The organism is Pseudomonas sp. AE27, from assembly GCF_037113495.1.
Lineage (GTDB): Bacteria > Pseudomonadota > Gammaproteobacteria > Pseudomonadales > Pseudomonadaceae > Aquipseudomonas > Aquipseudomonas palmensis.
In genome coordinates, this window is sequence record NZ_CP146966.1 from 3,906,014 (window position 1) to 3,920,362 (window position 14,349).

At 63.7% G+C, this 14,349-nt stretch carries 11 protein-coding genes and 1 tRNA gene; 11 read left to right on the forward strand and 1 reads right to left on the reverse strand.

The window, feature by feature from the left end; translation table 11 throughout:
* Positions 1 to 13 precede the first annotated feature (13 nt).
* The 9 genes from V9K84_RS17980 to V9K84_RS18020 all read left to right on the forward strand — a co-directional run bounded on the left by V9K84_RS17980 (position 14) and on the right by V9K84_RS18020 (position 9,213).
* A complete protein-coding gene (locus tag V9K84_RS17980) occupies positions 14 to 1,744 on the forward strand; it encodes a tetratricopeptide repeat protein (protein ID WP_054916245.1) in 1,731 nt (576 codons plus the stop codon).
* A gap of 4 nt (positions 1,745 to 1,748) precedes the next feature.
* A complete protein-coding gene (gene lolB / locus V9K84_RS17985; protein ID WP_043864329.1) occupies positions 1,749 to 2,366 on the forward strand; it encodes a lipoprotein insertase outer membrane protein LolB in 618 nt (205 codons plus the stop codon).
* Positions 2,366 to 3,214 carry a 4-(cytidine 5'-diphospho)-2-C-methyl-D-erythritol kinase gene (gene ispE / locus V9K84_RS17990; protein ID WP_043864328.1) on the forward strand — a complete coding sequence of 283 codons (849 nt, stop codon included), beginning with the start codon at positions 2,366 to 2,368 and terminating at the stop codon, positions 3,212 to 3,214. Before lolB ends, ispE begins: the two co-directional genes overlap by 1 nt.
* Positions 3,215 to 3,248: 34 nt before the next feature.
* Positions 3,249 to 3,323 (forward strand) — tRNA-Gln (locus V9K84_RS17995).
* A gap of 47 nt (positions 3,324 to 3,370) precedes the next feature.
* The gene (locus V9K84_RS18000; protein ID WP_010225730.1) at positions 3,371 to 4,312 is read left to right on the forward strand and encodes a ribose-phosphate pyrophosphokinase; all 942 of its coding nucleotides are present in this window, start codon (positions 3,371 to 3,373) and stop codon (positions 4,310 to 4,312) included.
* A gap of 138 nt (positions 4,313 to 4,450) precedes the next feature.
* Positions 4,451 to 5,047, forward strand: a complete 597-nt coding sequence (locus V9K84_RS18005) for a 50S ribosomal protein L25/general stress protein Ctc (RefSeq protein ID WP_043864327.1) — start codon at positions 4,451 to 4,453, stop codon at positions 5,045 to 5,047.
* A 75-nt stretch (positions 5,048 to 5,122) separates the two neighbouring features.
* Positions 5,123 to 5,707: an aminoacyl-tRNA hydrolase gene (gene pth / locus V9K84_RS18010; protein WP_043864326.1), complete on the forward strand. Its 585-nt coding sequence runs from the start codon at positions 5,123 to 5,125 to the stop codon at positions 5,705 to 5,707.
* A gap of 21 nt (positions 5,708 to 5,728) precedes the next feature.
* Positions 5,729 to 6,829 carry a redox-regulated ATPase YchF gene (gene ychF, locus V9K84_RS18015; RefSeq protein ID WP_054916246.1) on the forward strand — a complete coding sequence of 367 codons (1,101 nt, stop codon included), beginning with the start codon at positions 5,729 to 5,731 and terminating at the stop codon, positions 6,827 to 6,829.
* Positions 6,830 to 7,008: 179 nt separating this feature from the next.
* Positions 7,009 to 9,213 carry an OsmC domain/YcaO domain-containing protein gene (locus tag V9K84_RS18020; RefSeq protein WP_058540633.1) on the forward strand — a complete coding sequence of 735 codons (2,205 nt, stop codon included), beginning with the start codon at positions 7,009 to 7,011 and terminating at the stop codon, positions 9,211 to 9,213.
* A 99-nt stretch (positions 9,214 to 9,312) separates the two neighbouring features.
* On the opposite strand, the gene metE is transcribed toward V9K84_RS18020, so the two are convergent.
* Entirely contained in the window at positions 9,313 to 11,601 is a 2,289-nt protein-coding gene (gene metE, locus V9K84_RS18025) for a 5-methyltetrahydropteroyltriglutamate--homocysteine S-methyltransferase (RefSeq protein ID WP_088515263.1), read from the reverse strand.
* Positions 11,602 to 11,809: 208 nt separating this feature from the next.
* Here metE and V9K84_RS18030 point away from each other — a divergent pair, with 208 nt between their 5' ends.
* Positions 11,810 to 13,186: a cystathionine beta-synthase gene (locus tag V9K84_RS18030; RefSeq protein ID WP_043864322.1), complete on the forward strand. Its 1,377-nt coding sequence runs from the start codon at positions 11,810 to 11,812 to the stop codon at positions 13,184 to 13,186.
* Complete coding sequence (locus V9K84_RS18035; RefSeq protein WP_043864321.1) at positions 13,183 to 14,349, forward strand: PLP-dependent aspartate aminotransferase family protein; 1,167 nt, start codon at positions 13,183 to 13,185, stop codon at positions 14,347 to 14,349. Before V9K84_RS18030 ends, V9K84_RS18035 begins: the two co-directional genes overlap by 4 nt.

Genomic DNA, 14,349 nt, shown 5'->3' on the forward strand with positions numbered 1-14,349 from the left:
CCAAATCCTCCCTATGAATAGATCTTCCGCGTTATTCCTCGCCTTTGCCTTGCTCCAGGGTTGCCAGACGCTGACCCCGGGCGCCCGGGACGCCACGGCGCCTGCCGACGATGCGGCCACGGTCGCCGAGGCCAAGAAGCCCACGGTGTACGGCTCGTTCACCCAGGACACGGTGTACAGCCTGTTGACCGCCGAGCTCGCCGGGCAGCGCAACCGCTTCGATATCGCCCTGGACAACTACGTCACCCAGGCGATCAAGACCCAGGACGCGGGCATTTCCGAGCGGGCATTTCGCATTGCCGAGTACCTGGGCGCCGATCAGGCCGCCCTCGATACCGCACTGATATGGGCCAGGAACGACCCCGAGAACCTCGACGCACAACGCGCCGCCGCCATCCAGCTGGCGCGCAGCGGACGCTATGACGATTCGATGGTGTTCATGGAGAAGGTGCTGCAGGGTCAGGGCGACACGCATTTCGACTTTCTCGCGCTGTCGGCGGCCGAAACCGACCAGGACACCCGCGACGGCCTGCAGAAAAGTTTCGACCGCCTGCTGGTCAAGTACCCCGACAACAGCCAGCTGGTGTTCGGCAAGGCCCTGCTGCTGCAGCAGGACGGCAAGTCCGAGGCCGCCTTGGCGCTGCTCGAAGCCCACCCGCCGGCGGACGGTGAAATTGCCCCGATCTTGTTGCGCGCGCGCCTGCTGCAATCGCTCGACCGTGGCCCCGAAGCCCTGCCGCTGCTGCGCAAGGCCATCGCCCGCAACCCCGACGACAAGCGCCTGCGCCTGACCTACGCGCGCACCCTGGTGGAGCAGGACCGCATCGACGACGCCAAGGTCGAGTTCGCCAACCTGCTGCAGCAATACCCCGAAGACGACGAACTGCGCTATTCGCTGGCGCTGGTGAGCATCGAGGCCAAGGCGCTCGACGAAGCCACCAGTTACCTGCAGGAACTGATCGAGCGCGACAGCCACGTGGATGCGGCGCACCTGAACCTGGGGCGCATCTTCGAAGAGCGCAACGATTCCGAAGCGGCCCTGACCGAGTACGCCCTGGTCGGCCCTGGCAACGACTACCTGCCCGCGCAACTGCGCCAGGCCGACATCCTGATTGCCAACGGGCGCACCGACGAGGCCAGCCGGCGCCTTGCCGAAGCCCGCGAGGCGCAGCCGGACTACGCGATCCAGCTGTACCTGATCGAGGCCGAAACCCTTGGCAACAATGACAAGGACGCCCAGGCCATGCAGGTGTTGCAGGCAGCGATCCGGCAGTACCCGGACGACCTGAGCCTGCTGTACAGCCGTGCCATGCTCGCCGAGAAGCGCGACGACCTGGCCCAGATGGAAAGGGACCTGCGCAGCATCCTGCAGCGCGAACCGGAAAACGCCATGGCGCTCAATGCGCTGGGCTACACCCTGGCCGACCGTACCACCCGCTATGCCGAAGCCAAGGGCCTGATCGAGAAAGCCCTGCAGATCAACCCCGAAGACCCGGCCGTGCTCGACAGCCTGGGCTGGGTCAACTACCGCATGGGCAACCTGGACGAGGCCGAGCGCCTGCTGCGCCAGGCCCTGGAGCGCTTCCCCGACCACGAGGTCGCGGCGCACCTGGGCGAAGTGCTGTGGGCCAACGGCAAGCGTCGTGAAGCCCGCCAGGTTTGGGCCAAGGCCTTCGAAGGCCAGCCCGACAGCCCTATTCTGCGCAAGACCGTCTTGCGCCTGACCGGATCCGAGACTCTATAAGCTTATGTTACTGCGCCATTTCATCACCTTCAGCCTGATCGCCGTGCTTGCCGGCTGTTCCAGCTTCGGCTCCCGCGAGGCCGTGCAGGGCCAGGGCAACGCGCAACTGTGGCGTGAACACAAACAGCAGTTGAGTACCCTCGACGGCTGGCAGATCAACGGCAAGGTGGGCATCCGCGCACCGAAAGACTCCGGCAGTGGCACCCTCTTCTGGCTGCAACGCCAGGACTACTACGACATTCGCCTGTCCGGCCCGCTGGGTCGCGGCGCCGCACGGCTCACCGGCCGTCCGGGCCAGGTGGTGCTGGAAGTGGCCAACCAGGGCCGTTTCGAGGCACAAAGCCCGGAAAGCCTGCTGGCCGAGCAACTGGGCTGGGAACTGCCGGTGTCGCACCTGGTGTGGTGGGTACGCGGCCTGCCCGCCCCCGACAGCAAGAGCCAGCTGACCCTGGACGGCGACAGCCGCCTGGCCAGCCTCAAGCAGGACGGCTGGAGCGTCGAGTACCTGAGCTACACCGAACAGAACGGCTACTGGCTGCCCGAACGCCTCAAGCTGCACGGTCAAGACCTCGACGTGACCGTGGTGGTCAAGGAATGGCAACCGCGCCAGCTGGGGCATTGATGATGAGCCGATTGACCCTGCCGGCCCCGGCCAAGCTCAACCTGATGCTGCACATTCTCGGCCGCCGCGACGACGGCTACCACGAGCTGCAGACGCTGTTCCAGTTTCTGGACCATGCCGACGAACTGAGTTTCGACCTGCGCGACGACGGCCAGGTCATCCTGCACAGCGACCTCAAGGATGTGCCCCACGAGAGCAACCTGATCGTGCGCGCGGCGCGCAAGCTGCAGCAACTGACCGGCTGCCCCCTGGGCGTGGACATCTACCTGAAGAAGGTACTGCCCATGGGCGGCGGCATCGGCGGTGGCAGTTCGGATGCCGCCACCACCCTGCTCGGTCTCAACCACCTCTGGCAGCTTGGCTGCAGCGAAGACCAGCTGGCCGAGCTGGGCCTGACACTGGGCGCCGACGTGCCGGTTTTCGTGCGCGGGCACGCGGCGTTTGCCGAAGGCGTGGGCGAGAAGCTCACCCCCGTCGACCCCGAGGAACCCTGGTACGTCGTGCTGGTACCGCAAGTATTTGTAAGTACAGCAGAAATTTTTTCGCATCCGTTGTTGACACGTAATTCACCGCCCATTAAGATGCGCCCCGTTCCCAAGGGAAACAGTCGTAATGACTGCCAACCGGTAGTAGAGCAGAGTTACCCGGAAGTACGTAACTCACTGAATTTACTAGGTAAATTCACGGATGCTAGGCTAACCGGAACTGGAAGTTGTGTGTTTGGGGCCTTCCCAAGCAAAGCTGAAGCTGATAAAGTTTTGGCCCTTCTTACAGAGACCCAAACAGGGTTTGTGGCTAAAGGAAGCAACATCTCAATGTTGCATCGCACGCTGCAAGGTCTGCTCTAGGAATCGAGTATCAGGTACTCGCAGCAACAGATACAGGGGCGTCGCCAAGCGGTAAGGCAGCAGGTTTTGATCCTGCCATGCGTTGGTTCGAATCCAGCCGCCCCTGCCATTTTCCTATACTCATCCAGGTATACCCTCAGCCTTCAGGTACTGCGCGTGTCCAAGATGATGGTCTTTACGGGGAACGCTAACCCCGATCTGGCTCGGCGTGTCGTACGTCAGCTGCATATCCCTCTCGGTGACGTCTCTGTCGGTAAGTTTTCCGACGGCGAAATCAGCACTGAGATCAATGAAAATGTTCGTGGTAAAGACGTTTTCATTATTCAGCCGACTTGCGCGCCAACCAACGATAACCTGATGGAACTGGTAGTGATGGCCGATGCCTTCCGCCGCTCCTCAGCGTCTCGAATCACTGCCGTGATTCCTTACTTCGGATATGCCCGCCAGGATCGCCGTCCGCGTTCGGCGCGTGTAGCTATCAGCGCCAAAGTGGTTGCCGACATGCTCACCGTCGTCGGGATCGACCGTGTTCTCACCGTCGACCTGCACGCTGACCAGATCCAGGGTTTCTTCGATATTCCGGTAGATAACATCTACGGCTCCCCCGTTCTGGTGGATGACATCGAAGACCAGCGTTTCGAGAACCTCATGATCGTGTCCCCGGACATCGGCGGCGTCGTGCGTGCACGTGCTGTTGCCAAGTCCCTGGGCGTCGATCTGGGTATCATCGACAAACGCCGCGAGAAGGCCAATCACTCCGAAGTGATGCACATCATCGGCGACGTCGAAGGACGTACGTGTATTCTCGTCGACGACATGGTCGACACCGCCGGCACCCTGTGCCACGCGGCCAAGGCCCTGAAAGAACACGGCGCGGCAAAGGTTTACGCCTACTGCACGCACCCTGTCCTGTCGGGTCGCGCGATCGAGAATATCGAAAACTCCGTGCTGGACGCACTGGTGGTGACCAACACCATCCCGCTGTCCGCTGCAGCACAAGCCTGTGACCGTATCCGTCAACTGGATATCGCACCGGTCGTGGCCGAAGCGGTTCGCCGCATCAGCAACGAAGAATCGATCAGCGCGATGTTCCGCTGAGGGCCTGGCCCTCGCGAGATCACGTTGACGTAAAGCGCCCCGCCCCAGCACTGGTTGTTGGGGCGGGGCTTTTTTGCCCTCCCCGGTTTGGCGCTGGTCGCAAACGCCGCCGGGGTCTGGCTATTTTGGAGAAACAACATGACTGATTTCACTCTGAACGCCCAAGCGCGTACCGACCTGGGGAAAGGTGCGAGCCGCCGCCTGCGTCGTCTCGCCGCCCAAATTCCTGCCGTTGTCTACGGTGGTGACAAAGAAGCGCAATCCCTGACCATCGTGGCCAAGGAAATCGCCAAGCTGTTCGAAAACGAAGCTGCCTTCAGCCACGTGATCGAACTGAACGTTGACGGCACCAAGCAGAACGTCATCGTCAAGGCCCTGCAGCGTCACCCAGCCAAGCAGTTCATCATGCACGCCGACTTCGTGCGCGTTGTTGCTGGCCAGAAACTGACCGCTATCGTTCCTGTGCACTTCGTCAACGAAGAAGCACCGGTCAAGAAAGGCGGCGAAATCTCCCACGTAGTGTCGGAGATCGAAGTTTCCTGCGAAGCCAAAGACCTGCCTGAGTTCATCGAAGTCGACCTGGCCAAGGCCGAAATCGGTACCATCATCCACCTGTCGGACCTCAAAGCTCCGAAAGGCGTAGAGTTCGTCGCTCTGGCCCACGGTGATGACAAGGCTGTTGCAAACGTTCACGCTCCGCGTGTTGCGCCTGAAGCAGAAGGCGCTGCCGAGTAATCCACTCGACACGCCGGCGTTGACCGGGTTGCAGCCCCGCGCTGCAACCCACAACTCCAAGGAAGAGCCCCTGACGTGACCGCCATCCAACTGATCGTCGGCCTGGGAAACCCCGGCCCCGAATACGAACAGACCCGGCATAACGCAGGGGCTCTTTTCGTGGAACGCATTGCCAGCGCCCAGCGCGTCAACCTGACCGCTGACCGCAAGTATTTCGGCCTGACGGCTAAATTCAGCCATCAGGGCCAGGACGTTCGTCTGCTGATCCCCACCACCTACATGAACCGTAGCGGCCAGGCCGTTGCTGCACTGGCGAACTTCTTCCGCATCCCGCCAGATGCCATCCTGGTGGCCCACGACGAACTCGACCTGCCCCCCGGCGTCGCCAAGCTCAAGAAAGGCGGCGGCCATGGCGGGCACAACGGCCTGCGCGACATCATCGCGCAGCTGGGCAACAACAAAGACTTTCACCGTCTGCGGCTTGGCATCGGCCACCCGGGTGACAGCACCAAGGTGTCCGGTTTTGTCCTTGGCAAGGCGCCCCGCGCCGAGCAGGAAAAACTCGATGCCAGTATCGATTTTGCCCTCGGCGTGCTGCCGGACATCCTCGCCGGCGATTGGACGCGTGCGATGAGAGAGCTGCACAGCCAAAAGGCCTGACTCCACGAAGAGGGATTCACCATGGGTTTCAATTGCGGCATCGTCGGCCTGCCCAACGTCGGCAAGTCCACCCTGTTCAACGCCTTGACCAAATCCGGCATCGCGGCAGAAAACTTCCCCTTCTGCACCATCGAGCCGAACAGCGGCATCGTGCCGATGCCCGACCCACGTCTGGATGCCCTGGCTGCGATCGTCAAGCCCAACCGCGTGCTGCCGACCACCATGGAGTTCGTCGACATCGCCGGCCTGGTGGCAGGTGCGTCCAAGGGTGAAGGCCTGGGCAACAAGTTCCTGGCCAACATCCGTGAAACCGATGCCATCGCCCACGTGGTCCGCTGCTTCGAAGACGAGAACGTGATTCACGTCTCCAACAGCGTCGACCCCAAGCGCGACATCGAGATCATCGACCTGGAACTGATCTTCGCCGACCTGGACAGCTGCGAGAAGCAACTGCAGAAGGTCGCGCGCAACGCCAAGGGCGGCGACAAGGATGCCCTGGCACAAAAGGCCATCCTCGAGAAGTTGATTGCGCACTTCACCGAAGGCAAGCCGGCGCGCAGCCTGATGAAGACCATGGCCGACGACGAGAAGGCGCTGGTACGCGGTTTCCACCTGCTGACCAGCAAGCCGGTGATGTACATCGCCAACGTTGCCGAAGACGGCTTCGAAGACAACCCGCACCTGGACGTGGTCAAGGCCATTGCCGAGGAAGAGGGCGCGATCGTGGTACCGGTCTGCAACAAGATCGAAGCCGAGATCGCCGAGCTGGAAGACGGTGAAGAGAAAGACATGTTCCTCGAAGCCCTGGGCCTCGAAGAGCCAGGCCTGAACCGCGTGATCCGTGCCGGTTACTCGCTGCTCAACCTGCAGACCTACTTCACGGCCGGCGTGCAGGAAGTGCGGGCCTGGACCGTTCGCGTGGGCGCCACCGCGCCTCAGGCGGCCGGCGTGATCCACACCGACTTCGAAAAGGGCTTCATCCGTGCCGAAGTGGTCGCCTACGACGACTTCATCCAGTACAACGGTGAAAGCGGCGCGAAGGAAGCCGGCAAATGGCGTCTGGAAGGCAAGGACTACATCGTCAAGGATGGCGACGTGATGCACTTCCGCTTCAACGTCTAAGCCCCGAGCCGGGTCGCCACGACGCCCGACGCACACCAAACCCCTTGAGCGTTTACGCCTCAGGGGGTTTTGTTTTTACCGGTGTCGGTCACGCCTTCGGGTGACATGCCAAGACTTCCAGGCAAAAAGCCGGATAATGGCGGCCAATTCGTTTCGCACTTTCAGCACGGTATTCCCGCATGGAAATCAAGGTCAATTTTCTCGACAACCTTCGACTTGAAGCCAAGTTCGATGACTTCACGGTGGTGGCCGACCAACCCATCCGCTACAAGGGCGATGGTTCGGCACCCGGCCCGTTCGACTATTTCCTGGCCTCCTCGGCCCTGTGCGCGGCCTACTTCGTCAAGCTGTACTGCGAAACGCGCAACATCCCCACCGACAACATTCGCCTGTCGCAGAACAACATCGTCGACCCGGAAAACCGCTACAACCAGATCTTCAAGATCCAGGTCGAGCTGCCGGCCGACATCTCGGCCAAGGACCGCCAGGGCATCCTGCGTTCCATCGACCGCTGCACCGTGAAGAAGGTGGTACAGACCGGTCCCGAGTTCGTGATCGAGGAAGTCGACAACCTCGATGCCGACGCCCAGGCCCTGCTGATGCTGGACGCCCAGGCGCAGACGCGCACCGTGATCGCCGGCAAGGACCTGCCGCTGGAACAGACCATCGCCAACATGTCGGGCATCCTCGCCAGGCTGGGGATGAAGATCGAGATCGCCTCGTGGCGCAACATCGTGCCCAACGTCTGGTCGCTGCACATCCGCGATGCGCATTCGCCCATGTGCTTCACCAACGGCAAGGGCGCAACCAAGGAAGGCGCACTGGCCTCGGCACTGGGCGAGTTCATCGAACGCCTGAACTGCAACTTCTTCTACAACGACCAGTTCTGGGGCGAGGACATCGCCAACGCCGACTTCGTGCACTACCCCGACGAGCGCTGGTTCAAGCCGGGCCGCAAGGACGCGCTGCCGGCCGAGATCCTCGACGCCCACTGCCGCGACATCTACAACCCCGACGGCGAACTGCGTGGCTCGCACCTGTACGACACCAACTCGGGCAACACCGAGCGTGGCATCTGCGCCCTGCCCTTCGTGCGCCAGTCCGATGGCGAGGTGGTGTACTTCCCGTCCAACCTGATCGAAAACCTGTACCTGAGCAACGGCATGAGCGCCGGCAACACGCTGGCCGAGGCGCAGGTGCAGTGCCTGTCGGAGATCTTCGAGCGCGCGGTCAAGCGCGAGATCCTCGAAGGCGAGCTGGCCCTGCCCGACGTGCCGCAGGACGTCATCGCCAAGTACCCCGGCATCCTCGCCGGCATCCAGGGCCTGGAGGCCCAGGGCTTCCCGGTGCTGGTCAAGGATGCGTCGCTGGGCGGTGAGTTCCCGGTAATGTGCGTGACCCTGATGAACCCGCGCACCGGCGGCGTGTTCGCCTCGTTCGGCGCGCACCCAAGCCTTGAAGTGGCGCTGGAGCGCAGCCTCACCGAGCTGCTGCAAGGGCGCAGCTTCGAGGGTCTGAATGACCTGCCGCAGCCGACCTTCGAAAGCCAGGCGGTGACCGAGCCGAACAACTTCGTCGAGCACTTCATCGACTCCAGCGGCGTGGTGTCGTGGCGCTTCTTCAGTGCCAGGGCCGACTTCGAGTTCGTCGAGTGGGACTTCTCCGGCCAGGGTGAAAACTCCAACGCCGAAGAAGCTGCCACCCTGTTCGGCATCCTCGAAGGCATGGACAAGGAAGTGTACATGGCGGTGTACGAGCACCTGGGTGCCACCGCCTGCCGCATCCTGGTACCGGGCTACTCGGAGATCTACCCGGTCGACGACCTGGTGTGGGACAACACCAACAAGGCGCTGCTGTTCCGTGCCGACATCCTCAACCTGCACCGCCTGGACGATGACGCCCTGCAAGCGCTGGTCGAGCGCCTCGAAGACAGCGAACTGGACGACTACACCGACATCACCACACTGATCGGCATCGAGTTCGACGACAACACGGTGTGGGGTCAGTTGACCATCCTGGAGCTCAAGCTGCTGATTCACCTGGCGCTGGAGCGTTTCGAGGAGGCCAAGGAGCTGGTGGAGACCTTCCTGCAGTACAACGACAACACCGTCGAGCGCGGGTTGTTCTACCAGGCGTTGAACGTGGTGCTGGAAGTGGTGCTGGACGACGAGATGGCGCTTGAAGACTACGCCGTCAACTTCCGGCGCATGTTCGGGGACGAGCGCATGGATGCCGTACTGGGCTCGGTGGATGGCAGCGTGCGTTTCTACGGCCTGACCCCCACCAGCATGAAGCTCGAAGGTCTGGACCGTCACCTGCGCCTGATCGACAGCTACAAGAAGCTGCACGCGGCACGTGCCCGTGCGGTAGCGGGCACACGCTGATGCAACGCCGATCCTGCAGGCCATGGCCTGCAGGATCGGCGTTGCCAGGCTTGTTCGTTCGCCAACAGGTCGTGGTGGCGGCCAACAAGCCTCGAACGATCACCCCAGCTCGTTGCGCAACAAGCGGGCAGCACTCACCATGTTCGCCAGCGCCGCCTCGGTTTCCGGCCAGCCGCGGGTCTTCAGGCCGCAGTCCGGGTTGACCCACAGGCGCTCGACCGGAATGCGCCGGGCAGCCTTGCGCAGCAGCTCGGCCATTTCCGAAGCCTCCGGCACCCGGGGCGAGTGAATGTCGTAAACCCCCGGGCCGATCTCGTTCGGGTAGTGGAAGGCTTCGAATGCCTCCAGCAGTTCCATGTCCGAACGCGAGGTTTCGAGGGTGATCACGTCGGCATCCATGGCGGCAATCGATTCGATCACATCGTTGAACTCGCTGTAGCACATGTGGGTGTGGATCTGGGTTTCGTCGCGCACGCCCGAGGCGCACAGGCGAAACACTTCGGTAGCCCAGTCCAGGTACTGCTGCCACTGCGCCCGGCGCAGCGGCAGGCCCTCACGAAACGCCGCCTCGTCGATCTGCACGATCTTGATGCCGGCCGCCTCCAGGTCCACCACTTCATCGCGGATGGCCAGCGCCAGTTGCCGCGCCTGCACCTCGCGCGACACATCTTCACGCGGGAACGACCACATCAGCAGGGTCACCGGCCCTGTCAGCATGCCCTTCATCACCTTGTCGGTCAGGCCCTGTGCGTAGCGGATCCACTCCACCGTCATGGCATGCGGTCGACTCAGGTCGCCGAAGATCACCGCCGGTTTCACACAGCGCGAACCGTAGCTCTGCACCCAGCCGAAGCGGGTGAACACGTACCCATCGAGCTGCTCGGCAAAGTACTCGACCATGTCGTTGCGCTCGGCTTCACCGTGCACCAGCACGTCCAGGCCCAGGCGCTCCTGCACCTGCACGGCGTGGCGAATCTCGCTGTGCATCGCCTCCACGTATTGGCCCTCGCTCAGCTTGCCCTGCTTGAACGACTGGCGTGCCAGGCGAATCGAACCGGTCTGCGGGAACGAACCGATAGTGGTGGCCGGCAACAGCGGCAGGTTCAGGCGGGCACGCTGGCGGGCGATTCGCGTGGCAAAGGGCGAGTGGCGCTGGCTGTCCTTCTCGCTGATGGCTGCCACACGGGCCTGCACCGCCGGCTTGTGGATGCGCGTGGAGGCAGCGCGGCTGGCCTGCACCGCACGGCTGCGGGCCAGGGCCTGCACCACCGGGGCCGCCTCGGGCTGGTCGAGGGCATGGGCCAGGATCGCGACTTCCTCGCACTTCTGCACGGCAAAGGCCAGCCAGCTCTTGAGCTCGGCATCGAGGGCGTCTTCACGGCCCAGGTCTACCGGGCTGTGCAGCAGCGAGCACGACGGCGCCACCCACAGACGCTCGCCCAGGCGTTCATGGGCGTGCTGCAGCACGGCCAGGGCCTTGTCCAGGTCGCAGCGCCACACGTTGCGGCCGTTGACCACACCCAGCGACAGCACCTTGTAGGCCGGCAGGCGGTCGAGAATGGTCGGGTACTGCTCGGGGGCGCGCACCAGGTCGATGTGCAATCCGTCGACCGGCAGGTTGGCCGCCAGCCCCAGGTTCTCCTCCAGGCCACCGAAGTAGGTGGCAACCAGCTTTTTCAGCGGGTCGCGCTGGATCAGGTTGTAGGCACGCTCGAAGGCGTTCTTCCACGCCTGCGGCAGGTCCAGCGCCAGGATCGGCTCGTCGATCTGCACCCACTCCACACCCTGTGCCGCCAGGCGCTGGAAAATCTCGCCGTACAGCGGCAGCAGGCGCTCGAGCAGCTCGAGCTTGTCGAAGTCGCCGCCCTTGGTCTTGCCCAGCCAAAGGTAGGTCAGCGGGCCAATCACCACCGGCTTGACGTCGTGGCCCAGGGCCCTGGCCTCGGCCACTTCCTCGAACAATTGTTCCCAGCCCAGGCTGAACTGCTGGTCGGCGCTGAATTCAGGCACCAGGTAGTGGTAGTTGGTGTCGAACCACTTGGTCATCTCCTGGGCATGCGCACCGCCACAACAGCTGTCGCTGACGCCACGCGCCATGCCGAACAGGGTCTGCAGGGTGGCCTTGCCGTGCTGCGGGCGAAAGCGCTCGGGCACCACGCCGAACATCAGCGAATGGGTCAGTACCTGGTCGTACCAGGCAAAATCGCCCACCGGCAGCAACTGGATGCCGGCCTGGCGCTGCAGGGCCCAGTGGGCCTTGCGCAGTTCGCTGCCCACAGCACGCAGGCCCGCCTCGTCGAGCTCGCCTTTCCAGAACGCTTCCTGCGCCTTTTTCAGTTCGCGGTCGCGACCGATACGGGGGAATCCGAGTGAGTGGGCCAATGCCATGACAATGCTCTCCTTAGGGGGTGATGGCAGCCATTGTCGTCAGGGCCGCAGAATGAGACAAACTCATTTAATTTCACATCAAATCAAGTTCTGCTCATGCAAAGACATCGACAGCGCTGCGCCTGGAGGCGCAACCGGCTGGCCGGACAGGGTTGCGAGGCCCCTGATCTGCGCCTAAGGTCAAACGACCCCGAAGCGAGATGACGTCATGCCCAACGCCTCGAACCCCGCCGTACTTGCCCTGATCGGCAACACCCCGATGGTGCAGGTGAGCCGCTTCGATACCGGCCCCTGCACACTGTTCCTCAAACTCGAATCACAGAACCCCGGCGGCTCGATCAAGGACCGCATCGGCCTGGCCATGATCGATGCCGCCGAGCGCGACGGGCGCCTGCGCCCCGGCGGCACCATCGTCGAGGCCACCGCCGGCAACACCGGCCTGGGCCTGGCGCTGGTCGGGCGGGCCAAGGGCTACCGGGTGGTGCTGGTGGTGCCCGACAAGATGTCCACCGAGAAGGTGCTGCACCTCAAGGCCATGGGCGCCGAGGTGCACATCACCCGCTCCGACGTCGGCAAGGGCCACCCCGACTATTACCAGGACGTGGCCGCACGGCTGGCGGCGGACATCCCCGATGCGTTCTTCGCCGACCAGTTCAACAATCCCGCCAACCCGCTGGCCCACGAGACCAGCACCGCCCCGGAAATCTGGGCGCAGACCCAGCACGATGTGGACGCCATCGTGGTCGGCGTGGGCTCGGCCGGCACCCTTACCGGGCTGACCCGTTTCTTCAAGCGCGTACAGCCGGGCCTGGCCATGGTGCTGGCCGACCCGGTGGGCTCGGTGATGGCCGAGTACAGCCGCAGCGGCACCCTGATCACGCCTGGGGCGTGGGCAGTGGAAGGCATCGGCGAGGACTTCGTGCCCTCGATCGCCGACCTCTCCAGCGTGCGCCAGGCCTACTCGATCAGCGACGAAGAAAGCTTCGAGCATGCGCGTCAGCTGCTGCGCGCCGAAGGCATTCCGGGCGGCTCCTCCACCGGCACCCTGCTGGCCGCCGCGCTGCGCTACTGCCGCGAGCAGACCGAACCCAAGCGGGTGGTCAGCTTTGTGTGCGACACTGGCACGCGCTACCTGTCCAAGGTCTACAACGACCAGTGGATGACCGACCAGGGCCTACTGCAGCGCACCCGCTACGGCGACCTGCGCGACCTCATCGCGCGGCGCTTCGAGGATGGCCGGGTGATCAGCGTGCGCCCCGACGACACCCTGCTCACTGCCTTCCAGCGCATGCGCCTGGCCGACGTGTCGCAATTGCCGGTGCTGGTCGACGGCCAGCGCCTGGTGGGCGTGATCGATGAATCCGACATCCTGCTGGGCATGCATGAAGACCCGTCGCACTTCTCCCTGAGCGTGGCCAGCGCCATGACCGACCAGCTGGAAACCCTGCCGCCGTCTGCCAGCCTGGCGGCGCTGCAGGCCGAACTGGACCGTGGCCTGGTGGCGATCATTGCCGACGCCTCGGGCTTTCACGGCCTGATCACCCGTGTCGATATGCTTAACCACTTGCGCAGAGCACTCCCATGACCCAGCACGACAAGACCGCCTTCGCCACCCGCGTGATCCATGCAGGGCAATCGCCCGACCCGTCCACCGGCGCGCTGATGCCGCCGATCTATGCCAACTCCACCTACATCCAGCAGAGCCCCGGCGTGCACAAGGGCCTGGACTACGGGCGCTCGCACAACCCCACGCGCTGGGCACTGGAGCGCTGCGTGGCCGATCTGGAGGGCGGCACCCAGGCGTTCGCCTTCGCCTCCGGGCTGGCGGCGATCTCGGCGGTGCTCGAACTGCTGGATGCCGGCTCCCACATCGTTTCGGGCAATGACCTGTACGGCGGCACCTTCCGCCTGTTCGAACGGGTGCGTCGGCGCAGCGCCGGGCACCGCTTCAGCTTCGTCGACCTGTCCGACCTTGCCGCGTTCGAGGCAGCGTTGCAGGACGACACGCGCATGGTGTGCATCGAAACCCCGAGCAACCCGCTGCTGCGCCTGAGCGACCTGGCGGCCATCGCACGCCTCTGCCGCGCACGCGGCATCCTCTGCGTGGCCGACAACACCTTTGCCAGCCCATGGATCCAGCGCCCGCTGGAACTGGGTTTCGACATCGTGGTGCACTCGAGCACCAAGTACCTCAACGGGCATTCGGACGTGATCGGCGGCATTGCCGTGGTGGGTGACAACGCCGAGCTGGCCGAGCGCCTGGGCTTCATACAGAACGCGGTGGGCGCCATCGCCGGCCCGTTCGATGCCTTCCTCACCTTGCGCGGGGTCAAGACCCTGGCCCTGCGCATGGAGCGCCACTGCAGCAATGCCCTGGCACTGGCGCAGTGGCTCGAACAGCAACCGCAGGTGGCGCGTGTGTACTACCCCGGCTTGCCCTCGCACCCGCAGCACGCCCTGGCGCGCCAGCAGATGCACGGTTTTGGCGGGATGATCTCGCTCGACCTGGCTACCGACCTGGCCGGTGCCCGACGCTTCCTGGAGCAGGTACAGATCTTTGCCCTGGCCGAAAGCCTGGGCGGTGTGGAAAGCCTGATCGAGCACCCGGCGATCATGACCCATGCCACCATCCCCGAGCAGACGCGCGCGCAACTGGGCATTGGCGACGCCCTGGTGCGCCTGTCGGTAGGCGTGGAAGACCTCGATGACCTGCGCGCAGACCTGGCCCAGGCACTCGCACGTATCTGA